The 24,036-nt window shown below is 66.8% G+C and carries 21 protein-coding genes; 16 read left to right on the top strand and 5 right to left on the bottom strand.

Annotated features, from left to right (window positions below):
• The first annotated feature begins 32 nt into the window (after positions 1–32).
• Positions 33–884: a 4,5-DOPA-extradiol-dioxygenase gene (ygiD, locus tag QQW98_RS07920; protein WP_290134441.1), complete on the top strand. Its 852-nt coding sequence runs from the start codon at positions 33–35 to the stop codon at positions 882–884.
• 710 nt (positions 885–1,594) lie between these two features.
• Here the strand turns inward: ygiD and QQW98_RS07915 are convergent.
• Entirely contained in the window at positions 1,595–1,855 is a 261-nt protein-coding gene (locus tag QQW98_RS07915) for a hypothetical protein (protein WP_290134440.1), read from the bottom strand.
• Positions 1,856–1,973: 118 nt separating this feature from the next.
• Here QQW98_RS07915 and serS point away from each other — a divergent pair, with 118 nt between their 5' ends.
• From serS to QQW98_RS07895, 4 genes are read left to right on the top strand one after another with little or no spacing between them, the layout of a single operon-like run.
• Positions 1,974–3,251 carry a serine--tRNA ligase gene (gene serS, locus QQW98_RS07910; protein ID WP_290134439.1) on the top strand — a complete coding sequence of 426 codons (1,278 nt, stop codon included), beginning with the start codon at positions 1,974–1,976 and terminating at the stop codon, positions 3,249–3,251.
• Positions 3,248–4,006, top strand: a complete 759-nt coding sequence (surE, locus tag QQW98_RS07905; protein ID WP_290134438.1) for a 5'/3'-nucleotidase SurE — start codon at positions 3,248–3,250, stop codon at positions 4,004–4,006. Before serS ends, surE begins: the two co-directional genes overlap by 4 nt.
• Positions 4,006–4,788: a M23 family metallopeptidase gene (locus tag QQW98_RS07900; RefSeq protein ID WP_290136900.1), complete on the top strand. Its 783-nt coding sequence runs from the start codon at positions 4,006–4,008 to the stop codon at positions 4,786–4,788. The genes surE and QQW98_RS07900 overlap by 1 nt, the downstream gene beginning before the upstream one ends.
• Entirely contained in the window at positions 4,788–5,861 is a 1,074-nt protein-coding gene (locus QQW98_RS07895) for a potassium channel family protein (protein ID WP_290134437.1), read from the top strand. Before QQW98_RS07900 ends, QQW98_RS07895 begins: the two co-directional genes overlap by 1 nt.
• A 7-nt stretch (positions 5,862–5,868) precedes the next feature.
• Here the strand turns inward: QQW98_RS07895 and QQW98_RS07890 are convergent, their stop codons facing one another.
• On the bottom strand, positions 5,869–6,267 hold the full coding sequence (locus tag QQW98_RS07890) for a DUF1761 domain-containing protein (protein WP_290134436.1): 399 nt from the start codon (positions 6,265–6,267) through the stop codon (positions 5,869–5,871).
• A 74-nt stretch (positions 6,268–6,341) separates the two neighbouring features.
• Here QQW98_RS07890 and rimO point away from each other — a divergent pair, with 74 nt between their 5' ends.
• The 11 genes from rimO (at position 6,342) to QQW98_RS07835 (ending at position 21,118) form a co-directional block, all read left to right on the top strand.
• The gene (rimO, locus tag QQW98_RS07885) at positions 6,342–7,760 is read left to right on the top strand and encodes a 30S ribosomal protein S12 methylthiotransferase RimO (RefSeq protein WP_290134435.1); all 1,419 of its coding nucleotides are present in this window, start codon (positions 6,342–6,344) and stop codon (positions 7,758–7,760) included.
• Between the two features lie 427 nt (positions 7,761–8,187).
• The gene (locus tag QQW98_RS07880; protein ID WP_290134434.1) at positions 8,188–9,369 is read left to right on the top strand and encodes a PepSY-associated TM helix domain-containing protein; all 1,182 of its coding nucleotides are present in this window, start codon (positions 8,188–8,190) and stop codon (positions 9,367–9,369) included.
• Entirely contained in the window at positions 9,366–9,566 is a 201-nt protein-coding gene (locus QQW98_RS07875) for a hypothetical protein (RefSeq protein ID WP_290134433.1), read from the top strand. The genes QQW98_RS07880 and QQW98_RS07875 overlap by 4 nt, the downstream gene beginning before the upstream one ends.
• 37 nt (positions 9,567–9,603) lie before the next feature.
• Positions 9,604–11,706, top strand: coding sequence for a TonB-dependent receptor (locus QQW98_RS07870; protein ID WP_290134432.1), 2,103 nt, complete (start codon positions 9,604–9,606; stop codon positions 11,704–11,706).
• 96 nt (positions 11,707–11,802) lie between these two features.
• Positions 11,803–12,594, top strand: a complete 792-nt coding sequence (locus QQW98_RS07865; RefSeq protein ID WP_290134431.1) for a transglutaminase-like domain-containing protein — start codon at positions 11,803–11,805, stop codon at positions 12,592–12,594.
• A gap of 120 nt (positions 12,595–12,714) precedes the next feature.
• Positions 12,715–14,184 (top strand): glucose-6-phosphate dehydrogenase, encoded by a 1,470-nt coding sequence (zwf, locus tag QQW98_RS07860; RefSeq protein ID WP_290136899.1) that lies wholly within the window; start codon positions 12,715–12,717, stop codon positions 14,182–14,184.
• Positions 14,177–15,988 (top strand): phosphogluconate dehydratase, encoded by a 1,812-nt coding sequence (gene edd, locus QQW98_RS07855; protein WP_290134430.1) that lies wholly within the window; start codon positions 14,177–14,179, stop codon positions 15,986–15,988. Before zwf ends, edd begins: the two co-directional genes overlap by 8 nt.
• Positions 15,985–16,977, top strand: a complete 993-nt coding sequence (gene glk / locus QQW98_RS07850; protein WP_290134429.1) for a glucokinase — start codon at positions 15,985–15,987, stop codon at positions 16,975–16,977. The genes edd and glk overlap by 4 nt, the downstream gene beginning before the upstream one ends.
• Entirely contained in the window at positions 16,974–17,600 is a 627-nt protein-coding gene (gene eda / locus QQW98_RS07845; RefSeq protein WP_290134428.1) for a bifunctional 4-hydroxy-2-oxoglutarate aldolase/2-dehydro-3-deoxy-phosphogluconate aldolase, read from the top strand. The genes glk and eda overlap by 4 nt, the downstream gene beginning before the upstream one ends.
• Complete coding sequence (locus QQW98_RS07840) at positions 17,597–20,356, top strand: phosphoenolpyruvate carboxylase (protein ID WP_290134427.1); 2,760 nt, start codon at positions 17,597–17,599, stop codon at positions 20,354–20,356. The genes eda and QQW98_RS07840 overlap by 4 nt, the downstream gene beginning before the upstream one ends.
• Before the next feature lie 105 nt (positions 20,357–20,461).
• Entirely contained in the window at positions 20,462–21,118 is a 657-nt protein-coding gene (locus tag QQW98_RS07835; RefSeq protein ID WP_290134426.1) for a L,D-transpeptidase family protein, read from the top strand.
• Here QQW98_RS07835 and tilS read toward each other — a convergent pair whose 3' ends face one another.
• The 3 genes from tilS to QQW98_RS07820 all read right to left on the bottom strand — a co-directional run bounded on the left by tilS (position 21,119) and on the right by QQW98_RS07820 (position 23,967).
• Positions 21,119–22,081 (bottom strand): tRNA lysidine(34) synthetase TilS, encoded by a 963-nt coding sequence (gene tilS, locus QQW98_RS07830; RefSeq protein ID WP_290134425.1) that lies wholly within the window; start codon positions 22,079–22,081, stop codon positions 21,119–21,121.
• Between the two features lie 4 nt (positions 22,082–22,085).
• Positions 22,086–23,045: a tetratricopeptide repeat protein gene (locus QQW98_RS07825; RefSeq protein ID WP_319023277.1), complete on the bottom strand. Its 960-nt coding sequence runs from the start codon at positions 23,043–23,045 to the stop codon at positions 22,086–22,088.
• Between the two features lie 64 nt (positions 23,046–23,109).
• Positions 23,110–23,967, bottom strand: coding sequence for a helix-turn-helix domain-containing protein (locus tag QQW98_RS07820; protein WP_290134424.1), 858 nt, complete (start codon positions 23,965–23,967; stop codon positions 23,110–23,112).
• Positions 23,968–24,036 lie beyond the last annotated feature (69 nt).

Here is a 24,036-nt window from a genome sequence, read left to right as displayed (position 1 = left end):
TTGCAGCAAGGTGAACCACTAGGAGTCTTTTTATGGATCGGATGCCCGCACTCTTTATCGGCCACGGAAGCCCGATGAACACGCTCGAGAGCAATGGCTACACCTCGGCCTGGCGGGCATTCGGGCGTGAGTTGCCCCGCCCCAAGGCGATCCTCGTGGTTTCTGCACATTGGTATTTCGGTGCTACGGCGGTGACGGCCATGGCACGCCCTCGCACAATCCACGATTTCTACGGTTTCCCACAGGAGCTGTTCGACTTTGAATATCCGGCCAAGGGCGATCCGGACCTCGCGAAAGAGATCGTTGAGCTGGTGAAGCCCGAGTGGGTGGGTCTCGACCAGGATCAGTGGGGTCTCGATCACGGAACGTGGTCGGTGCTCGCGCACCTCTACCCTGAGGCCGACATCCCGGTGGTGCAGCTCTCGATCAACGCGCTCAAGCCGCTGAGCTATCATCTTGACCTTGGCGCAAGACTGGCAGCCTTGCAAGACCGCGGCGTCCTGGTGGTCGCTAGCGGAAATGTCGTTCACAACCTCCGAGCCGTGCGCTGGAACCAGCCCGATTTTGCGTTCGACTGGGCAGAGCGTTTCGACGAAGCAGCGGTTCGCCAACTGGCAGAAAACCCGGGCGATCTGCTGCGCCTTGTGGAGCATCCCGATTATGCCGCGGCGGTTCCCACGCCCGACCATTTCGTTCCGCTGCTTTATCTTGCCGGAATGGCGGTTGCCCGCAACGAAACCCTTGATCCGCTGGTGCGCGGCTATTCGATGGGTTCAGTGTCCATGACCTGTTACGGTCTTGGCACTGAAGGTTTGGCATGCTCCGAAAAAACGGGCGCGGCCAACTTGCCGAGTGATGTGCCGGCCGACCAGACGAATACATGATCCCTCGGCACACGGCGGACAGGGAGCGAATATGTCCGCCTTGGCCGAGAGGATGCCGGCGGCACCAACGACGGTGTCGCCGGTCGCGATGGCCACCCGCGCTGCCGCGGCGGCGTTGACATCGGACACCAGCAATTGCGCCCCTGCCTGGTGCAGCATCTGCGCGGGTGCGGCGCCAACGTGAGCGACGTCTCGAATGGCGATCGTGCAGTCGGACAGTGGCCGATGCAGTCTCGGTGGGCGGCAAGCTCCATCGAAAGAAAGACCCCCCGCGCGGTCCATGGCGATGGATCGCCGCCGACGCCATCAGCGTTCAGCGGCAAGGGCTATGACGTGACCCCCAGCTGGGATTAGAGCCGGGCGGTTGTTTTGCGCTTAAGCGCGGTTGAAGCAATGGGCTGCGTAGCGGAGCCCGTAGGGCGTAGCGAAGCAGGCCATTGCTTATCTGGCATTCGGAATCGCCATCCTAAAATCCATGAAAAAAAACATGAAAACTTGGGTGGACAGCAGCGAACATCGGCGGGCATCAGATATTGTTTTTGTTAGCTTTTCTCACTTCCAGAAACCGCAGATTTCCGTTATCCTCATCCGTCACACGGATGGGGTCGCAAGTTCACTCCTTGCCGCGCCCACCACTCCCCGGACATGCCGGCCATATACGAAAACGCCCCGGCGCTGGCCGAGGCGCTTCCTGTTCGAATTTCGCTGGATCAGGCGACGGCCTTGAACTCCGTGCCGGCCCGGCCGGTGGTATCGGTTGCCGGTGCGCGGGCGGGCGTTTGCTTACCCTTCGCCGCCAGCTTCTTCGCGAGGTAACCGCCGGCGGTGACGGCGGCGAGCGCGGGCAAGCTCATCCGGCTGATAAGCGCGGTGGCGGCCACGCCCAATGCCGCTCCGGTCGAGCCTCCCAGGGCGCTGGTTTCCTTTGCTGCTTTCGAGCCGAGATATGCGGCGACGATCTTGCCAATCATTGTGAATTCTCCTTTGCCCGAACAACGGCTTGCGGCCCTTTCGGTTCCGTTTTGCATCGCTCCCGCACCGCCTGCTCGCTTGAGCGCCGCCCCGTTTCGCGCCATAGGCCGCGGCGACATGCACGACATTGCCCAGATCCGCTCCGACCCCGCCGCCTTCGATGCTGCCCTCGCCCGCCGCGGGGTCGATCCCGTGGCCGAGCAAATTCTGGCGCTGGATGCGCGGCGCCGCTCCATCCTGACCGAGCAGCAGGACGCGCAGAGCCGCCGCAACGAAGCATCGAAAGCGATCGGCCAGGCGATGGGCCAGGGCGATAGCGCCAAGGCCGAGGCGCTGAAGGCCGAAGTGGGCGCGCTCAAGGCGAAGATGCCCCAGCTCGACGAAGCTGCGCGTACCGCGGGGGAAGAGCTCGACCGGGCGCTCGCCGGCCTGCCCAACATCCCGGCGGACGAGGTGCCGGACGGCGCAGACGAGGACGACAATGTCGAAGTGGCCCGCTGGGGCGAACTGCGCGCGTTCGACTTCGAGGCGAAGGAGCACGCCGACATCGGCCCCGCCCTCGGCATGGATTTCGAAACCGGCGCAGCGATATCCGGTGCGCGCTTCACTTTCCTGCGCGGCGGCATGGCCCGGCTGCACCGCGCGCTGGCGCAATTCATGCTGGACCACCAGACCGGGGAGCGCGGCTACACCGAATGCGCGCCGCCGCTGCTGGTCCGCGACGAGGCCGTGTTCGGCACCGGCCAGCTGCCGAAATTCGCGGACGACCTGTTCCGCACTACCGACGATCGCTGGCTCATCCCCACGGCAGAAGTCAGCCTGACCAATGCGGTGCGCGAACAGATCGTCGGCGATCTCTCAGAACCCATCCGCATGACCGCGCTGACCCCCTGTTTCCGCAGCGAAGCGGGCGCGGCCGGGCGCGACACGCGCGGCTTCATCCGCCAGCACCAGTTCGAAAAAGTCGAGCTGGTCAGCATCTGCCGCCCCGACCAGTGGGAAAACGAGCATGCGCACATGGTCGAAAGCGCCCAGGCCGTGCTGCAGGCGCTCGGCCTGCCCTATCGCACGATGCTGCTGTGCACGGGCGACATGGGCGCGACGGCGAAGAAGACCTTCGACCTGGAGGTGTGGCTGCCCGGGCAGCAGGCCTACCGCGAAATCAGCTCGATCAGCTGGTGCGGCGATTACCAGGCCCGCCGCATGAATGCGCGCTTCCGCCCCGAAGGCGAGAAGAAGACCGAATTCGTTCACACGCTCAACGGTTCTGGCCTCGCGGTCGGGCGGACGCTGGTGGCGGTGCTGGAGAATTACCAGCAGGCGGACGGCAGCGTGACCGTGCCCGAAGCGCTGGTGAATTACATGGGCGGCATCGGGCGGCTCGACCCGGCATGAGGATCCTCCTGACCAACGACGACGGGATCAATGCGCCGGGCTTCGCGGTGCTGGAGAAGATCGCCGCGCAATTGTCCGACGATGTGTGGGTGTGCGCTCCGGCAGAGGAAAAGTCGGGCGCGGGTCACTCGCTCACGCTCAACGAGCCGGTGCGGCTGCGCCGGCATGGCGAGCGGCGCTATTCCGTTACCGGCACGCCCACCGACAGCGTCATGCTGGCGCTGCGCACCATTCTGCAAGACAAGAAGCCCGACCTGATCCTGTCGGGCGTCAATCGCGGCGCGAACCTGGGCGACGACATCACCTATTCGGGAACGGTGTCGGCCGCCATGGAAGGCGCACTGGCCGGTATCCGCTCCATCGCGCTGAGCCAGGTGCTCAACCGCGACAGCGACCATGCGGCTTTCGATGCAGCAGAACAATGGGGCGAAAAGGTCCTTCGCCCGCTGCTCGGCACGCCCTTCCCCGAACGCACGCTGGTCAACGTGAATTTCCCGCCGCTCGCCGCCGACCGGATCAACGGCATCCGCATCGTGCGGCAGGGTTTCCATGATTATTCACGCGGTTCCGTGGTCGAAGGGCGTGACCCGCGCGGATTAAAGTACTACTGGTTCGGCCTGCACGCGATCGAACACACGCTCGATCACGGAACCGACCTGGAGGCGATGGCCGATGGACATGTCGCGGTGACCCCGCTACAGCTCGACCTGACGCACGAGGCGTCGCTCGCCGCCCTGGCGGAGCGTTACGAGTGATGCGCCGCGCCCTTGCCATGCTGTTTGCAGCGCCGCTGCTGCTGGCAATGGGCGATCCTGCGACCGAGACAGAACACGTCGTGAAGCCCGGCGAAACGCTCAGCCAGATTGCCGAGAACGCGGGCGTTTCGATGAGCGTGATCGCTGCCGCGAACGGCATCGCCGAACCCTATGGCGTGCGCGTCGGCCAGAAGCTGGTGATCCCGCGCCAGCGCATCCACCGCGTAAGGTCGGGCGAAACCGGGCTAGGCATCGCCAACCGCTACGGGGTGTCATGGAGCGCGATCCGCACCGCCAACAATATTGGCGCCGACGGCACCATAAGGGTCGGCCAGCGGCTGATCATTCCCGCCGTCATCCCGCGCGCGCGGGCCCAGCGCGCCGCCGCGCCCTCACGCCCGCATTTCCGCCGACCGCACGATGGCACCGTCCTGCTCGACTGGCGCCGGCGGCCCGACGGCGGCGGCCACGAAGGCTGGGACTTCGCCGTGAGGGAGGGCGACATGATCCGCGCGGCGGCCAGCGGCACGGTGATCTTCGCCGGGGAAGAACCGCGCCGGTTCGGCAATCTGGTAGTCATCGAACATCCCGGTGGCTTCCACACGGTCTACGGCCATCTCGGCTCGATCACCGTTAAGAAGGGCGAGCCGATCCGCGCCGGCGAGCGGCTCGGCCTCGGCGGGCAAAGCGGCACGGCCGAGCGCCCCGAACTCCATTTCGAAATCCGCAAGGATCGCCGCCCGGTCGATCCCGCAACCTTCCTCGGCGACAGCGACGACTGATGCGCCTGTCCCAGTCCAACGCCCAGTTGCAGCGCGAACCGCTGCGCCGCGCGGTCAAATTGCCCGTATGGGCCGATGTCGGCATCCGCCTGGGCACCGCGGCGACGTTGATCTTCGTCGTCATCATGATCCACTGGTGGGATCGCGACGGGCTGGTCGACAATCTCGACGGTGAGGTCAGCTTCCTCGACGTGATCTATTTCACGATGATATCGATCACGACCACCGGCTTCGGCGATATCGCCCCGGTCAGCGACCGCGCGCGGCTGGTCGAAGGGCTGATCGTGACGCCGGTGCGGGTGCTGGTGCTGTTCATCTTCGTGGGCACCGCCTACAATTTCGTCATCAAGCGCACATGGGAGAAATGGCGCATGAACCGTATCCAGGAAAGCTTGGAAAACCACGTGGTCGTCCTCGGCTTCGGCGTCAGCGGTTCGGAAGCCGTGGCGGAGCTGATCGAACGGGGAACCGATCCCAGCTCGATCGTCGTGCTCGATGGTAATTCCGAACGTCTCGCCTTGGCCGAGGCGATGGGCTGTAACGTCATGACCGCCGATGCCAGCCGCGACGAGAACCTGATCGCGGTGAAGATCGACAAGGCGCGCACCGTGCTGGTATCCGCCGGACGTGACGATGCCAGCATCCTGATCGTGCTGACCGTTCGCCACCTCGCCCCGAAAACGCCGATCAGCGTGGTCGTGCGCGCTGCCGATAACGAGCTGCTTGCGCGGCAGGCGGGGGCGGACAATGTCATCAACCCGGTGCGCTTCACCGGCTTGCTTCTCGCCGGCAGTGCGCAGGGCGCGCATATTGCCGAATACCTTGCCGACCTCGCCAGCGTCACGGGCCGCGTCCAGCTGATCGAGCGCCCGGTGCGCCAGACCGAGGTCGGACGCCCGCTCTCCGAACTGGAAACCGGCGGCCGTGGCCTTCGCATCTACCGCGACGGGATCGCCTTCGGATACTGGGAGCCGGAGGCCGAGGCCCTGGTGGCAGACGACATCATCGTCGAGATCGCGCCGTGTTCGAGCGGGGAGGATCTCGCCGAGATCCTCGAAGGCGAAAGCGCCTGAGCGCCCGCTACCGCCAGGCGATCAGCACCGCGCCGACGATTGCCATGCCGATGATGAAGTGCCCCGCATCGATCGCGAACAGCTTGGCGGAGCGGCGCTGGAACAGGTAGTTGATGCCGATCGCCGGCACCATGATCGTGGCGCCGAAGCCCACCGCCATCATCATCGTCGCCCGATCCGAGGCGCCCGTGCGCGCCACGGTGTGGGCCAGGGTGGTCACCACCAGCATCTCGAACAGGAAGGCGAGGCCGAAGATCATCGCCATGTTGCCGCCGCGGATCGCCTCTTCGCTCAAACCCGCCTCGCGCTGCCACACCTTGCTGAACAGCGGGCCGTACCACAGCGCCCCGAAGATGAAGAACGCCAGCGTCGCCAGCACGATCGGCAGCAAGCCCATTTCACCCATCACCCAATCTCCTTGCCCTAGCGGCCCACACTCCCGCTAGCGCATTCGGCCACTTGGGTGTAGGGGCGCGCGCCATGGCCACCACACCAACTTCCATCAGGCAAGCCCCCCGCGTCGGCATGGTCAGCCTCGGCTGCCCCAAGGCGCTGGTCGATTCCGAGCGCATCCTCACCCGCCTGCGTGCCGATGGCTATGCCATGAGCGCCGACTATGCCGGGGCCGACGTGGTGCTCGTCAACACCTGCGGCTTCCTCGACTCCGCCAAGGAGGAGAGCCTTGCCGCCATCGGCGAGGCGATCGCGGAGAACGGTCGCGTAATCGTGACCGGCTGCATGGGCGAGGAGGCCGACGCCATCCGCGCCGCCCATCCGCAGGTCCTCGCCGTAACTGGCGCCCACCAGTACGAACAGGTGGTGGAGGCGGTGCACACCCATGCGCCGCCATCGCAGGGCCCCTTCGTCGACCTGATCCCGCAACCCGATGCGCTCAAGCAGCGAAGCGGTAGCGCGGACCAGATGGTCAAGCTCACCCCGCGCCACTACTCCTACCTCAAGATCAGCGAGGGGTGTAACCACTCCTGCGCGTTCTGCATCATCCCCGACCTGCGCGGGAAGCTGGCCAGCCGCCGCATCGACGCGGTCCTGCGCGAGGCGGAGAAGCTGGTCGCCGCCGGCACGCGCGAGCTGCTTGTCATCAGCCAGGACACCTCCGCCTACGGTGTCGATACGCGGCACGCCCCCCGGACCTGGAAGGGCCGCGAAGTCCGCGCCCACATGACCGACCTCGCCCGCGAGCTCGGCCAGCTCGATACCGGAGACGGCACCCCGCCGTGGGTGCGCCTCCACTACGTCTACCCCTACCCGCACGTCGACCAGGTCATCCCGCTGATGGCCGAAGGGCTGCTGACGCCCTATCTCGACATCCCGTTCCAGCACGCCGCGCCCTCCGTCCTCAAGCGCATGAAGCGCCCCGCGAACGAGGCGAAGGTGCTGGCGCGGCTGGCCGACTGGCGCGCGATCTGCCCCGACATCGCCGTGCGGTCGAGCTTCGTGGTCGGCTTCCCGGGCGAGACGGAGGACGACTTCGCCTACCTGCTCGACTGGCTGGAGGAAGCGCAGCTCGACCGCGTCGGCGCCTTCCAGTTCGAACCGGTCGAGGGCGCGCAGGCCAACGCCCTGCCCGACCAGGTGCCCGAGGCGGTGAAGGAGGAACGCTATGCCCGGCTGATGGCGGTGACGGAGCGGATCAGCGCCGCCAAGCTCGCTGCCAAGGTCGGCCGCACGCTGCCCGTCATCATCGACGAGGTGGGGGAGGCCGACGAGGACGGCGACATCGGGGCCACCGGCCGCAGCCAGGCCGACGCGCCCGAGATCGACGGCGCCGTCTACCTGCGCAACGTGCCCGCCAGCCTGGCGCCGGGCGACATCGTGCAGGTGCAGGTCGAAGACGCCGACGCGCACGACCTCTACGGGGTGATTGCTGACCCTGTTTGATGGCTCCCGCCCTCAAGTAGCGAAGCGATAGGGCGACGAGATGGCACACATGGAACACGGTTCAGGGGCAAATCGCCCGAAACCGTGACCGTTGCCCGCGATTGCGTAACCTTGCGCGCAACACCGTCACCAGACGCGTGCGGGGCGTGACCCTGCACCGCAAGAGCGTGACCCTGCCGCCGCGAAACCGTCACCTTGCGAAACGCGAACCGTCACCCGCAGATGCGCCGAAACGTCACTCCGCGTGGAAAGAGGGGTCGCCCGCAAGGGGGGCAAGGGGATGGACGAGGAAAAGTGCGGGCCGCGAAGGAAAACGGGCCGTGAATGATAATAAGGCGCGATGTAGGGAAATCTCAAAGACCCGTCAAAATTGCTATTGCGAACTATTATCATTGACGGTCACTGCGACCCACATTAGGCCGGCCCCATGACGCGGCGCAGCATTCGATTCTGGTATCTGGTCCACAAGTGGGCAAGCCTCGTGGCTACGGCCTTTCTGTTGATGCTTTGCGCGACAGGCCTGCCGCTTATCTTCCATGACGAGATCGACGCCGCGCTGGGCGAGGATTACGAAGCATCGCTTGCCGGCCCGCCTTCGGCCGATGCAGGTCTGCCGCTCGATACGATGTTGCAGACCGCGCTGGCGGACCGACCCGGCGAAGTGCCGCTGTTCATGGCCTTCAGCCAGGACAGCCCGCTTCTGACCGTCACCACCGGCTCCGCACCCGACGCGCCGGGCAGCGACATGACGCTGCTGTTTTTCGACCGCACGACCGGCACATCGCTCGGCCCTGCACCCACCGGCGGCTTCCTGGATTTCATGCTCGCGCTGCATACCGATCTCTTCCTCGGCCTGCCGGGCATGCTGTTCCTCGGCGCCATGGGTTTCCTGTTCGTGCTTGCCCTGATTTCGGGCGTCGTTCTTTACGCCCCTTTCATGCGGCGCCTGCGTTTCGGCACTCTGCGAGAGAAACGAAGCGCACGGGTCCGCACGCTGGACCGGCACAATCTCGTGGGCATGGTGGCCTTGGGTTGGATGCTGGTGGTGGGCGCTACCGGCATCATCAACGCATTGGCCGATCCGCTGACGGAAAGCTGGCAAAACGGCGAGCTGGCTGAAATGACCGCGCGCTACGTCGATGCGGCGCCGTTGCCGCCAGCGCAATACGGCTCGCTCGATACGGCGATGGCTTCCGCACAGGCCGCGCTTCCCGGCCGTTCGCCGCAATTCATCGGCTTTCCCGGCGGCGACTGGAGCACCGCACAGCATTATGCGATCTTCTTCCAGGGCGACCGCGCATTGACGCAGAACCTTCTGACGCCTGCTCTGGTCGATGCCCGCACCGGCGAGCTGACCGACGCGCGCGACATGCCCGCACTCAACCAGGCGCTGATGCTGTCGAAGCCGCTGCATTTCGGCGATTACGGCGGACTGGTGCTGAAGCTGGTCTGGGCGGCGATGACGCTGCTGACGATCTGGGTCCTGTGGACCGGCATCGCACTGTGGCTGCGCCGCGGGCCGGGCCATGCCGAGCGGCGCGTGGACGAGATCGCGCAGGGCGGAATGGTCGGGCAGTCGTTCGATACCTCACTGGCGCGCCGCGCATGATACCGCCCGCCCGCCATCGCCGCCTGAAACGCGCATCGCTCGCCGGGGTCTTCGCTATTCCGGCAGCGCTGCTTGTCGCCACTATTGTCGGCCTAGTCGTCGGCCTGACCGGCGACGGCGCGCGCGATGCCCTTGCCTGGGCGCTCCTCGCCCTCCCCCTTCTCGCGCTGACCATCGCATGGCTGCGGCGCAGCTGAGCTCCTTTCCACTTTCTCCAGATTGCCAGGATTTTCGATGAACAAGACCCTTTTCGCCTGCTCCCTTTCCGCCATCGCGCTGGCGACGCCCGCTGCGGCACAGGACATCGACACCATCGTGGTGACGGCACAGCGCAACAATGCCACCGAAGTCGTCAACGGCGGCGAGGCAGGCGTGCTGGGCGATGTCCCGGCCGAAGACCTGCCGTTCAACATCCGCAGCTTCGACGAGACGCTGATCTACAACCAGCAGCCGCTGACCATCGGCGAGGTGCTGGAAAACGACCCCACGGTCCGCACCACTTACGGCTTCGGCAATGCGGCGGAGCAATTCGTGATCCGCGGCTTCTCGCTGTTCGGCGACGATATCGGCGTGAATGGCCTCTACGGCATCGCCCCGCGCCAGCTGATCGCGCCCGAACTGTTCGAACAGGTGCAGGTGCTGAACGGGTCGAGCGCTTTCCTGAATGGCGCCGCGCCGGGCGGATCGGGCCTGGGGGGCAGCGTGAACCTGCTGCTCAAGCGCGCCGAAGACGATAGCGCGCGCGCCACCGCCACCTTCGTGGGCGACGGGCATATCGGCGGTAGTTTCGACGTATCGCGCCGCTTCGGGCAGGGCCGCGAATGGGGCGTGCGCGTGAACGGCGCCTATCGCGACGGCGAAGTCGCCATCGACCGCGAGGATCGCCGTGCGCAGGTGCTTGGCGGCGCGCTGGATTACGATGGCGGGGCGTTCCGCGCCGCGCTGGACCTCGCCTATCAGGAAGTGCGCGTGGACGGGTTGCGGCCCAAGGTCACGCTGCTGGCCGATGCCATCCCCGCCGTGCCCGATGCCAGCGCCAACTACGCGCAGGATTACACGTTCACCGAGCTCGAGGACATCTTCGGCACGCTGAGCGTGGAATACGACGTGACCCCCGATATGCTGCTTTACGCCCGGGCAGGCGCGCGGCGCGGCAACGAGGAAGGCATTTATGGCGGCCTGCAGGTGAGCGATGCCGAGACGGGTGAGGCCACCAGCGGCTTTCACAATTTCATTCCATTCGAACAGGACGCCGAAGCGCTCGAGGCGGGCTTGCGGGGCAACTTCGCCACTGGCGCGGTGACACACACTTTCAACGTGGGCGGCAACATGAACTGGCAGCAGGACCGCACCGCCTACGACTTTTTCCAGCCGTTCGAGACCAATCTCTACAACCCGGATCAGGTCGCGCCCCAGCCGACTGCCTTTGTCGGAGGGGATCTGGAAGACCCCTTTCCGATCACCGAAAAGCAGCTCGGCAGCCTCTTCGCTTCCGACACGATCGGCCTGTGGGACGACCGCATTCTGCTGACCGCAGGTGCGCGCTGGCAGAGCATCGATATCGAACGCTTCAGCTATTTCGGCGGCGGGCTCGATACCGAATACAGCGAGCATGCCGTTACCCCGGTCGTCGGCCTGGTGGCAAAGCCGGTCGATGGCTTGTCGCTCTATGCCAATTACATCGAGGCGCTGCAGGAAGGCGCGGTTGCGCCGCTCGATCCGCAGATATCCAATCCCGGCGAAGTGCTGGCCCCGCGCATGAGCACGCAGTACGAAGTGGGCGGCAAGTTCTATTTCGACCCGTCGGTGTTCGCCACGCTGGCACTCTACCGGATCGAGCGGCCGGGCGAAGGCTTCGAGCCCGACGGCACAGGCGGCACGCGTTTTGCGTATCTGGGAGACCAGCGAAACCAGGGCGTTGAAGTCACTTTGAACGGTGAGGTCGCGCCCGGCCTGCGCGTCATCACCGGCCTGGCCTTTGCGGATGCGGAACTGGGCACGGGAATGGAAGCGCCCGGCGTTCCCGAGTTCGCCGCCAACGCCAATGTCGAATGGGACGTGGGTTTCGCTCCGGGCCTGACACTCAACGGGCGGGTGACGCATACCGGCGAGCAGCAGGCGAATGCCGCCAACACGCTCCAGCTCGACAGCTGGACCGTGCTGGACCTCGGCGCACGCTACGTGTTTGCCGCGGGCGATTTGCCGGTCACGCTGCGGCTGACGGTTGATAACGTCACCGACGAAGCCTACTGGGCGAGCGCGTTCGACGCGTTCAACCCAGCGTTGCTGCAAGGCGCGCCGCGGACCGTGAAGGCATCGATGTCGATTTCGTTCTGAAGCCACGCGGGCGGCAAATCGGGGGCCAAGCGGGCTCGGCTTCGTTCGTTTCCAACTATTCCGAAACCATAGCGGGGCCCGCCGCGTTCACTCTTCATGCCCGTGAACATCGACGTGTCCTTCGCTTTCGAACTGGACCAGCCCACCGACGTACTTCTGCAGTTCGAGGCGGCGCTGTTGCCGGAGCAGCGGCTGGTCGAAACCGACACTTGGGTCACCAGGACCGAGCATTTCGCGCGGGTTTCCGCCGAGGACGCTATCGGCGAGCGGATATGGCTGCGGGCCGAGGGGCTGGTGGAGGTCGACTACAAGGTCTCCGTCGAGGTGGAGCGGCACCTGCCCGACCTCGCCACGCTGGGCCGGCTGGAGCCGCACGACCTGCCGGGCGAGGCGGTGCAGTACCTGATGGATTCGCGCTATTGCCCCGCGGACAAGTTCCAGAACTTCGTCACCGAACGCTTCGGACGGCATGAGGGCGGCGCCAAGATCATTGCCATGCGCGACTGGGTGGAGGCGGAGTTTTCCTATGTCCCGGGCTCCAGCAACGGCGATACCGGCGCGCTCGACACCTTCGTTTCGCGCCAGGGCGTGTGCCGCGATTACAGCCACGTGATCGTCTCGCTGGCCCGCGCGGCGGGCATCCCCGCACGCTATGTCAGCTGCTTCGCCCCCGGGGTGGAGCCGCCCGATTTCCACGCCGTGGCCGAGGTGTTCCTGGCGGATAGCGATGGCGAAGGCGGGACCTGGCAGATCGTCGATGCGACCGGCATGGCGACCCCGTCGGACACGGTGAAGATCGGCGTCGGCCGCGATGCGGCGGATGTCAGCTTCCTCACCAGCTTCGGCGCATCGCGGATGGTGCGCCAGAACGTGAAATGCTCCGCCTGAGGGATACGCGCCCGCGCTGAATACGTATCCGTTTCGGGCGGGCGTGCTTGCGTGTGCGCCGCCGCTCGGCTTGGATGAACGGGCCCGGAGGGTAAACGGGCAAACAAGGGAGACACCGCGATCGTTACCAACGAGACCGAGCCTTTTGCCGCCGACCGCCTGCTGCTGTTCGGTGCCACGGGCGACCTGTCGCAGCGCATGTTGCTGCCCTCGCTCTGCGCGCTCGACGCCGACGGATTGCTGGCCGACGACCTCAGGATCGTCTGCACCGCGCGCAGCGAGCACGACACGCAGGGCTTCCGCAACTTCGCGCGCGAGGCGATCGAGAAGTTCCTGCCCGCCGGGCGCCGCGGCAGCCTGGCGACCTTCCTCAACCGGATCGAATACGTCCCCGTCGATGCGCTGACGCCCGAGGGATACGACGATCTGGCGAAGGTTGTGGGAGAGCCCGCGCGCGGCCTCGCCATCTTCCTCTCCACCGCGCCGAGCCTGTTCGAACCGACAATCTCGGGCCTCGAACGCGTCAGATTGACGGGTTCCGGCTTTGGCGGCAACAGCCGTATCGCGCTGGAAAAACCGCTCGGCACGGATCTCGCCTCGAGCTGCGAGATCAACGACGCGGTCGCCGCGGCCTTCCCCGAACGGCGCATTTTCCGCATCGACCATTACCTGGGCAAGGAGACGGTGCAGAACCTGCTCGCCCTGCGGTTCGCCAACATCATGTTCGAACCGCTGTGGAACGCCGAACATATCGACCACGTGCAGATCACCGTGGCGGAGACGGTCGGGCTGGAAGGCCGCGTCGCATTCTACGACGATGCCGGCGCGCTGCGCGACATGGTGCAGAACCACATGCTGCAGCTGCTGGCGCTGGTGGCGATGGAGCCGCCGAGCAGCTTCGATTCCACCGCCGTGCGTGACGAGAAGGTCAAGGTCCTGCGCGCGTTGCGCCGCGTGGAGGAAAGCGAGACCGTGCGCGGCCAGTACCGCGCCGGCGCCGTGGGCGGCGAGGCCGTGCCAGGTTACGACGAGGAGCTTGGCAAGGACAGCGACACCGAAACCTTCGTCGCCATCAAGGCCCATGTCGACAACTGGCGCTGGAAGGGCGTGCCGTTCTACCTGCGCCACGGCAAGCGCCTGCCCAAGCGGCGCACGGAAATCCTCGTCCAGTTCCGCTGCATCCCGCATTCGATCTTCGAAGGCCGCGGCGCGCGCACCGAACCCAACCGTCTGCTGATCGGTATCCAGCCGGAAGAGAACATCAGCCTGCAGGTGATGGCCAAGGTGCCCGGCCTTGCCAGCGAAGGCGTGCGGCTGCGGCCCGTCCCGCTCGACATCGCCATGCCCGATGCCTTCAGCGAAAAGACCCGCCGGATCGCTTACGAGCGCCTGCTGCTCGACCTGATCCACGGCGACCAGACGCTGTTCGTCCGGCGCGACGAGGTGGAAGCCCAGTGGGAATGGATCGACGCGATCCGCGCCCTGTGGGCCGACAGCGGCGAGAGCCCCAAGACCTACACCGCCGGTTCGTGGGGGCCGAGCGCGGCGGTCGCCCTAGCCGAACGCGGAGGAGTAAGCTGGAATGAGTAATCTCGATCCCCGCATCGCGCGTATCACCGACCGCATCATCGAGCGTTCGAAACCTGGCCGCACCGCCTATCTCGAGCTGATGGAGCGGGAACGGGAGCGTGCGCCCGAGAAATCCTCCGTCAGCTGCTCCAACCTCGCCCATGCCTTTGCCGGCGCGCTGGAGGACCAGGAGGCGCTGAAGCAGGGGCGCGGGCCGAACCTCGCCATCGTCACCAGCTACAACGACATGCTTTCCGCCCACCAGCCTTATGGCCGGTATCCGGAGCGGATGAAGATCTACGCCCGCGAAGTCGGCGCCACCACGCAGGTCGCAGGCGGCACGCCGGCGATGTGCGACGGGGTGACGCAGGGGCAGGACGGCATGGAACTGTCGCTGTTCAGCCGCGATGCCATCGCGCTCGCCACCGGTATCGCGATGAGCCACGCGGTCTATGACGGCATGGCCATGCTGGGCATCTGCGACAAGATCGTGCCCGGCCTGTTGATCGGCGCGCTGCGCTTCGGCCACTTGCCCGGCCTGTTCGTGCCGAGCGGCCCGATGCCAACCGGCATTTCCAACAAGGAAAAGCAGCGCGTCCGCCAGCTTTATGCCGAAGGCAAGGTGGGCCGCGACGAATTGCTGGAAAGCGAAAGCGCGAGCTACCACTCGCCCGGCACCTGCACGTTCTTCGGCACGGCCAATTCCAACCAGATGATGATGGAGATGATGGGACTGCACATCCCCGGCAGCGCCTTCATCCAGCCCGGCACGAAACTGCGCCAGGCGCTCGACCGCAAGGCCGTCCACCGGCTCGTCGAAATCCGCGAAGACGGGGGCGACTATCGCCCGCTGGCGCAATGCGTGGACGAAAAGGCCATCGTCAACGCGGCGGTCGGCCTGCTCGCCACGGGTGGGTCGACCAACCACGCGATCCACATCCCGGCCATGGCGCGCGCCGCCGGGATCGTGTTCGACTGGGACGATCTTGCCGAACTGAGCCACGCCGTGCCGCTGATCGCGCGCGTCTATCCCAACGGATCGGGCGACGTGAACCATTTCCACGACGCGGGCGGCATGGGCTACGTGATCGGGCAGTTGCTCGAAGCCGGCCTCGCCCACCGCGACGTGATGACCGTGTGGGACGGCGACCTTTCCGCCTATGCGATGGAGCCGGGGCTGGACGGGGACGAACTCACCTATCGCGAAACCGGGCGCAGCGGCGACGACACGATGCTGAAGCCCGCCAGCGATCCTTTCCAGCCCGACGGCGGCATGCGCCTCGTCACCGGGAACCTTGGCCGGGCTTGCTTCAAGACCAGCGCCGTGGACAAGGAACGCTGGACCATCGAGGCGCCGTGCCGCGTGTTCCAGACCCAGCATGACGTGGCCGAAGCGTTCAAGGCGGGCGAGCTGGACCGCGACGTGGTGGTGGTGGTCCGCTTCCAGGGGCCGCGTGCCAACGGCATGCCCGAACTCCACAAGCTGACCCCGGCACTGGGCGTGCTGCAGGACCGCGGATATCGCGTCGCGCTCGTCACCGACGGGCGGATGAGCGGCGCGAGCGGCAAGGTCCCGGCGGCAATCCACTGTTCGCCCGAAGCGCTGGGCGGCGGCCCGCTGAGCAGGCTGCGCGACGGGGACGTGGTGAAACTGTGCGCCGAAACCGGATCGCTTTCCACCGATGCGGACCTCGACGCGCGCGAACCCGCGCCGGAGCCCGCATCTGATATCGGCGTGGGCCGCGAGCTTTTCGCCATGTTTCGCCTCCATGCCGACGAGGCCGAGAAGGGAGGCAGCGCCATGCTCGCTGTGGCAGGATTATGAGACAGCTGGTTTCCGTCGATATCGGCGGCACCCACGCCCGTTTCGCCATCGCCACGCTGGCGGATGACGGCACCATCGAACTGGGCGAGCCGGAAACGCTCCACACGGTCGATCACGCCAGCTTCCAGACCGCGTGGGAGGATTTCCGCGAGCGCAAGGGCGGCACGCTGCCGCGCAACGTTTCCATCGCCATCGCCGGGCCAGTGGGCGGGCCCAATGATCCAAACAGGGTGATCAAATTCACCAACAACCCGTGGATCATCCGCCCGGCGCTGGTGAAGGAAAAGCTGGACGTCGACGCCTATACCATCGTCAACGATTTCGGCGCGGTCGGCCATGCGGTCGCGCGGGCGGGGGAAGAGCATTTCATCCACCTGACCGGGCCGGAACAGCCGCTTGCCGAAGAAGGCACGATCAGCGTGCTCGGCCCCGGTACCGGCCTCGGCGTGGCGCATCTCTACCGCAACGGTGAAGGCGGCTACCGCGTGCAGGCGACCGAGGGCGGCCATATCGATTTCGCGCCGCTCGACCTGATCGAGGACGCGATCCTCGCCCGGCTGCGCAAGCGCCACAATCGCGTTTCCGCCGAGCGGGTCGTCTCCGGCCCCGCCATCGTCGACATCTATCAGACGCTCGCGGAAATGGAGGGCAAGCCGACCCGCCAGGAAGACGATGTGGCAATCTGGACGCGCGGCATGGAAGTGGGCGACAGCGTTGCGGCCGCCGCAGTCGACCGCTTCTGCCTCTCGCTCGGCAGCGTGGCGGGCGACATCGCGCTGGCGCAGGGCGGCTTCGGCGGCGTCGTGATCGCCGGCGGCCTCGGCTATCGCATCCGCGACACGCTGCTGAAATCGGGATTTGCCGAACGGTTCCGCGCCAAGGGGCGCTTCGAAAGCCTGATGGGCACCATCCCTGTCAAACTCATCACCCACCCGCAGCCCGGCCTGTTCGGCGCTGCCGCAGCCTTTGCCACGGAGCATCCCGAATGAGCGATATCGCCGCCATCATGCAGACCGCGCCGGTCATCCCGGTGATCGTGATCGACGACGTCAGCCAGGCGCGACCGCTGGCCGAAGCGCTGGTCGCCGGCGGGCTGAAAGTGCTGGAAGTGACCCTGCGCACCCCCGCCGCGCTCGATGCGATCCGCGCGATGAAGGACGTGGACGGCGCGATCGTGGGCGCGGGCACGGTGACCGGGCCGGAAACCTACCACGCCGCGCGCGAGGCAGGCTCCGAATTTATCGTCAGCCCGGGTCTTACCGAAAGCCTCGCCAAGACCATCGCCCGCGACGGCATCCCCTTCCTGCCCGGCATCGCGACGGCCGGCGACATCATGCGCGGGATGGACCTGGGCCTGTCGCACTTCAAGTTCTTCCCCGCGGAAGCTGCCGGTGGCCGCCCGGCACTGAAGGCGCTGGCCGCCCCGTTCCACGAAGCGAAGTTCTGCCCCACCGGCGGCATTTCGGAAGAGACCGCGGCCGACTGGCTCGCTATCGATCCGGTGCTGTGCGTGGGCGGCAGCTGGGTCGCCCCGCGCGGCGGCACCGATTACGCCGCCATCGAGGAGGCCGCGCGCAAGGCCAGCTTGCTGGGGAGCGGAGGCGCCGCATGAGGACGCTCGACACGCTGACCACCCACCTTGCCAATCTCCACGGGCGGACGGCGGAAACCCCGCTGTTCAACCCGGTGTTCCAAACCGGGCTCGACCTCTCCCGCATGCTGGAAGGCGGGGACATCGACTTGGACGGGTTCGAGGCGATCGTCGAGGAACTGGAAGCCGAAGCCATGGGCAGCCGCGCGCGGCGCCTGCAACGCGTCATCGCGCCCGCGCGCAATGACGCGCGGCTGGGCGAGTTGGTGGAGGCATCGGGCGATTTCGAAGATTATGCCGCGCGCTGGCAGCGCCCTGCCCTCCACGCCGTGTTCACCGCCCACCCCACGTTCCTGCTCACCGCCGACCAGACCGATGCCATCGCCGCTGCCGCAACGGGTGACGGCACGGCCGACGCACAGATCGACGCCGATCCGGAGCGCCGCCCTGTCACGCTGGTGTACGAACACGAGCGGGCCATGCGCGCCATCGCCAACGGGGCGCAGGCGCGCGATACCATCGTCGCCGCCGCGCTCGAAAGCGCGAAGGCCGCATGGCCGGACCGCTGGCACGATCTTGCCCCCATGCCGTTCCGCTTCGCCAGCTGGGTCGGTTACGACATGGACGGGCGGACCGACATCGGCTGGAACACCTCCATCGGCTTCCGCCTGACGGAAAAGGCCGCACGACTGGCCGCCTATGCCGACCGGCTGGCAGGGATCGACGCGGGCCACGAGCTGGTGGATACGCTCCGCCGTGCAGCCACGGCAGCGCAGGGCCATGCCGACACGTTCCGCGGCGAATTCTCCGACCCCGAGACGCTGAGCGCCGCGGCCAACGCGCTGAGCGCGGACGATCCCGACAAGCTGGTCTCGCTCACCCCCCTCGTCGAGCAACTCGAGAACGACGCGCGCGCCGATGGCGCCGATGCGGTCGCGCTGAAGACTCTCGCCGCCGCGATGCGCGCCGACGGGCTCGGCTGCGGCTGGGTGCATTTCCGCGTCAACGCCAGTCAGCTCGGCAATGCGATCCGCCGCCGGATCGACCCCGACGGCATGCTCGACTTGTCGAGCCGCCTCGCCCTCGTCCGCCTGCGCGAAAAGCTGGACGCGGTCCGTCCGCTCGACAGCAACTTCGCCGCCGTCGCCATCGAGAGCAGCACCGCCATCCGCCAGTTCCTGGTGATGGCGCAGATCCTGAGGCACATCGACGCCGACGCGCCGATCCGCATGCTGATCGCCGAATGCGAACAGCCCGCCACGGTGCTCGCCGCGCTCTACTTCGCGAAGCTGTTCGGCATCGCTGACAAGGTCGATGTGTCGCCCCTGTTCGAGACCGAGAGCGCGCTGGAACACGGCGGCCGCTTCCTCGACGCGCTGCTGGCGGAGCCGGCCTTCCAGTCCTACGCCAAGGCGCGCGGGCGGGTCTGCATCCAGACCGGCTTTTCCGACGCCGGCCGCTTCGTCGGGCAGATCCCCGCCAGCCTCGCCATCGAGCGGCTGCAAGGCCGCATGGCCTCCGCCATGGCCGACAACGGCCTGACGGACTGCGCCGCGCTGATCTTCAACACCCACGGCGAAAGCATGGGCCGCGGCGCGCATCCCGACGGGTTCGCCGACCGGCTGACCTGGCCGCTCAGCACCTGGGCGCGCAGCCGCTTCGCCCGGCGCGGCATCGCTGTGGAAGCCGAAGCCAGCTTCCAGGGCGGCGACGGCTATCTCTATTTCGCCACGCCGGAGCTGGCGCTGGCCACGCTCGGCACCATCCTCGCCGAGACGCCGGAGGTGAGCGGCGAAAACGACGATCCCTTCTACACCCGCACCGACCTCAGCCTCGATTTCTACCGCGCCATCCGCGATGCGCAGCACGACTATCTGGAAAGCCGGGCCTATTCGCGCAGCATCACCGCCTTCGGCCTCGGCCTGCTCAATTCCACCGGCAGCCGGGTGAGCCGCCGCCAGTCCGACCTCGCGGCAGAGCGCGACATGAGCCTGCGCCAGATCCGCGCCATCCCGCATAACGCGATCCTTCAGCAACTCGGCTACCCGGTCAACGTGGTGGCCGGCATCGGCACCGCGGCAGACGGGGTTGAGGAAGACATCGCCCAGCTGATCGCGAACAGCGAGCGCGGGCGGCAGGCCATTGCGCTTGCCCGCGCGTCCAACGCGCTTGCCAGCATCAAGACGGTGGCCGCGCACGGCGAGCTGTTCAACGCCGCATACTGGGCCAGCCGGCCCTATCGCGGCACCGAAACCCACTTGTCGCAGGCGTGCGAGGACCTCGCCGAATACCTTGCCGGGGACGAGCGATCGTCGCTGTTCCGCCAGCTTGCCTCGCGCTTGCGCGTCGATGCGCTGAAATTCCACCGCCTGCTCGACCTGCTGCCCGAAGCGGAGCCCGCGCCCAATCGCGAATTCAAGCGCCGCGTGATCGGCGCCGCGCAGGCCCTGCGCCTGGCATTGATCCAGCACATGTTCCTGAAAGCCATTTCCGTGCCGGCCTTCAGCCGCGCCAACGATGTCGCGCGCGACGACGTGCTGGAAATGGTCTTCTCGCTCAGAATCGACGACGCGCTGGCGCAGCTCAATCGCGCCTTCCCGACCAGCTTCCCGCAACTGGACGATTTCAGCGTCGACGCGCCGACCGGCTATCCCGACGGCGACGGCGAAGGTTACAGCGCGATCCGCCAGCAGTATATCGACCCGCTGGAGCGTGCCCATGCGCTGGTCCTGCGCCTCGGCGCGACCATCGCCCACCAGTTCGGCGCCCACGGCTGACGTCCGAACTCGCGCGCGTTAACCTCTTGCCCTGCCGCGTCTCGCATAGGGACGCCGGCCCGCATCGGCTGGATTTTCGGCGGAATTGCGCGCATACAGGCCGCCATGAACGGAACCGTGAAATGGATTGGCGGTGCGACGCTGCTGGTGCTGGCCTTGCTGGTAACGGCCGGCGTGTCCTCGCGCCTGTTCATGGGCAGCGCAGCCGAAGCATCCACGCAGGACGCCGCGATCCAGGCCGAAGCGGTTCTGGAACAGGGCGAGGAAACAAAGCCGCAGGCGAAGGAAGAAAAGCTCGATTCCCCCTTCGTCATCAAGCGCATCCTGCCCATCGACGGGCCTATCAGGTACGGCGAATGGCACTGGGACGATGAAGGCGTGCCCGATGGCCCGCTGGTCATCACCGTCGACCTCGAAGCCCGCGTCATCTCCGTTTTCCGCGACGGTTACGAAATCGGCGCGGCGGCCGTGTTGCTGGGTACGGACAACCACCCCACCCCGCTCGGCGTCTTCCCCATCCTGGAGAAGAACAAGGACAATATCTCCAGCATCTACAACGTCCCGATGCCCTATACGCTGCGCTTGACATGGGACGGTATCTCGATCCATTCGAGCGAGGTGGAGAACGGCTTCGCCAGCCATGGCTGCATCGGCACGCCCGATGCATTCGCCGCCAAGCTGTTCGCCATCGCCAAGCTGGGCGACCGCGTGATCATCACCCGCGGCGAAAAGGCCGGGATCGGCACCAGCCTCGCCAGCTGATCAGCTGCGGCCCTTAGATTGGCCCGACGATCGGCGTGCCGGTTCCGGGCGGCATGTCGCCCGGTCGCCTTTCACCTCCACGAGCACTCCGGCCAAATTGCCCTTCCCCCCGTCGGCGAGTCGCAAGGCCAGCTGACGCGTGTCGCCGGGGGCGGGAGCGCCGCCGAGCTTCGCGATAGCGCGGTCGAGTGCACGCGCGTTGAGTTCGGCATGTGCGGTCCACGCTAAGCCGATTTTGCCTTCGGCTTCGGCGAGTTCCACCTCCGCGATGGCCTGCAAGGTCGCCTCCGCCTCTGCGAGGTAAGCGGCAGAGCGGGCCATGGCAACGGGGTCCAGCCAGTCGGCCGCGCCCAGTACCTGCCGCATCCGCACGCGTTCGAAGGACATGTCAGTGTTGCTCGGATCCTCGATATGATCCTGTCCCGCCTGGCGCAGGACGTCGCGCAACTCCGCGCGGCGAAAGGCGAGCAGCGGGCGGACCACGGGGACACTCAGCCCCTCCATCACCGTGCGGGGACGGATCCCGGCGAGCCCTGCCAGCCCGCTGCCGCGATTGAGCCGCATCAGCAGCGTTTCGGCCTGGTCGTCGGCGTGGTGGGCGGTTGCGATGGCGGAAACCCCGGCACGACGCGCCCAGTCGCCCAGCGCGCGGTAGCGGGCGATGCGCGCCTGTTCCTGCCGGTTGCCCCCTGCCACTTCGACTTCCAGCACCGTGCAGGCGATGCCGAGCGCCTCGCAGGCGGCCGCGACGAAGCGGCATTCCCCGGCCGCTTCCGGGCGCAATCCGTGATCGACGGTGGCGACGCCGATGTCGATGTCGCTCGCGTGGGCGAGGCGCAGCAGCGCCATGCTATCGGCCCCGCCCGACACGGCGAGACCCAGGCGGGCCCCTTCGTTCCAGACTCCGCGCAAGCCGTCGGCGAAGCGCCCGAGCAGCGCCCCGTCGATCGCGCCGCCGGTCATCGCATCAGCTGCAGGTGACCTTGCCGCGATTGGCATCGTATTGCGCCTGCAACCGCCCGGCGGCGAGCGCAGGGTAAGTCTCGCCGAATTCGGCCAGCGCGATGCAGGCGCGGCGATCGTCGTCCAGCGCGATCATCGCTTCGGCAAGATAGAGCAGGCTGTCGGGCGCGCGGTCGGCCGTCTTGTCGGCATTGTAGTTCTGCAGGAACCACGTCGCCGCCTCGCGCGGCTGCCCGTTGTCGAGATAGGCGCGGCCGAGCAAGTTGCGGCCATAGGTCGCGCGCCAGTGGCTGGGGTAACGGTCCACGAACATACGCAGCTGCTGCTGGGCCTCGGGATAGAAGCCCGCGTCCCACAGGCGGAAGCCATAGCTGTATTCGTCGTCCGCCGCATCGTCGGTCTGCGGCTTGGCGATGGCCTGCACCGCGGCGACGCGCTCCGGCGTGGGGTCGGCAGCGGGCGGCGGGGTTGCAGTCGTCGCCGCGACGGTGGTGGCGGGAACGACAGCGGTGGGCGTCGGGGTCGCAACCACCGGCGCAGCACCCGCGGCCTCCAGCGCGTCGAGCCGCGTGCCCATTTGGCGCAGCATGTTGTCGTTCTCTTCCGTGCGCGCGGTCAGGCGGGCCAGCTGGCCTTCCAGCGCATCGAGCCGGGCAAGGATGTCCGTCACCGCCGTGGTCGAGGCCGGCCCTTGCTGCGGATAGGTGATGGTCGCCTGCCCGCCCTGCTGGCCGCGCTGCGTCTCGGACGTGACTTCGGGCGTGAAATAGCGGTTGTCGCCGCCGGGGAAGACCACCCGCTGCAGCGCGCGGACTTCCGCCTCCAGCTTGCGGACACGGGCATCCTCGTCCTGTGCGAAAGCGGGGGCGGGGACCATGCCGAGCCCCGTTACCAGCACCGCGCCGCCGATCGCCGCCTGGATCGTGGGGCGCAACTTCGAACCGGTCAGTTTCGCGAAAACCATCGTAAATTCTCTCCCGTCAAGGTCCGCATCGCCTAGGCCGGCTCGGCGAAACCTGCGATGAATGTCACTCGTTCGCCGTGGCGACGGCCGTGGCGGCAGCGGCAGGCGCAGCCGGGCTTTCGCCCCGCGCCAGCAGCGCCTCTGCGGTCACGGGGATATCCTTCATGACCTGGTCGTCCTCGGCAAGCTTCGGCACGCTCTGTCCACCGATGGTTATCGCCAGCGCGTCCGGCCGGCCGGTCCACAGCTGCGGGCCGTTGGCGTTGGCAGGCACGGAGTAGGTTTCGCCTTCCGCCATCTGCTTCTGCATCAGCTGCGCACCGCTGGCATCGTAGAACTTGACCCAGATGCCTTCCTCAAGCGCGGTGAATACCACTTCGCCGGACGGTGCGGGGGCGCTTGCCGTGGCGGCCGCGCCCTCGTCTTCTTCCGCCGCGGCTTCTGCCGCCGCGCGCCGTTCCGCCGCAGTCAGCGATTCCAGTTCCGCGCCGGGATTGAAATAGGTCGCGTAAAACGCATAGGCCCCGCCCAGCAGCACGATCAGGGCGATGAAGGAAACGAGCCCCACCTTGGAGGACGGCACGCGGTCGGGGTCGATCGGATCGTATTCGCCGATCACGCGCGACGGGCGCGGGTCTTCCATCGCCAGTTCGTTCTTCACTGCCTGCGCCGTATCGGCCTGCGACATGCCGACCACGCGGGCATAGTTCTTGGCGAAACCGATGGCATAGGTACGGCCGGGCAGCCCGTCGAAATCGCCTGCCTCGATCAGCTCCAGATGGCGTTCGGTGATGCGGGTTTCGGCCGACACCTGCGCCAGGCTCAGCCCGCGCGCTTCCCGCGATGCGCGCAGCTGCGCGCCGATGCGCGGCGGTCCGCCGGCGTCATTTTCCAGCTCGTACTCGAATTCTTCGTCGCTCATTCCCGTATCCCGACCCGATACCCCGTCCAGAGCCCCGTTTTCGTCCCCTGCCCGCACCAATCCGATTGC

This window comes from Alteriqipengyuania flavescens, from assembly GCF_030406725.1.
In the GTDB taxonomy this organism is placed as follows: Bacteria; Pseudomonadota; Alphaproteobacteria; order Sphingomonadales; family Sphingomonadaceae; genus Alteriqipengyuania_B; species Alteriqipengyuania_B flavescens.
Note: the sequence above shows the minus strand (reverse complement) of the source record. Positions and strands in the feature narration are given on the sequence as shown.